The organism is Macrococcus hajekii (assembly GCF_004359505.1).
Classification (GTDB): domain Bacteria; phylum Bacillota; class Bacilli; order Staphylococcales; family Staphylococcaceae; genus Macrococcus; species Macrococcus hajekii.
Genome location: NZ_SCWE01000047.1, coordinates 1 through 302 on the forward strand (window position 1 = coordinate 1; position 302 = coordinate 302).

General features: G+C 53.6%; 1 protein-coding gene. It reads right to left on the minus strand.

Annotation, left to right across the window (positions count from 1 at the left end; translation table 11 throughout):
* A partial coding sequence (locus ERX37_RS11310) for a collagen-flanked surface repeat-containing protein (protein ID WP_208001700.1) occupies positions 1-302 on the minus strand: 302 nt, incomplete at both ends.

Here is a 302-nt window from a genome sequence, read left to right on the forward strand (position 1 = left end):
TGTCGCCGTTGGTGATTCGCCGTCCGCACCATCTTTGATCACTGTTGTTGTTGTCGTGCCATCTGGATTCGTGATCGTCACTGTATGCGTGCCGTCGCCGTTGTCGACTACTGTCGCCGTTGGTGATACACCATCTTTACCGTCTACTCCGTCAACACCATCTTTGATGACTGTCGTCGTTGTTGTGCCGTCTGGATTTGTGATCGTCACTGTGTGCGTGCCGTCGCCGTTGTCGACTACTGTCGCCGTTGGTGATTCGCCGTCCGCACCATCTTTGATCACTGTTGTTGTTGTCGTGCCAT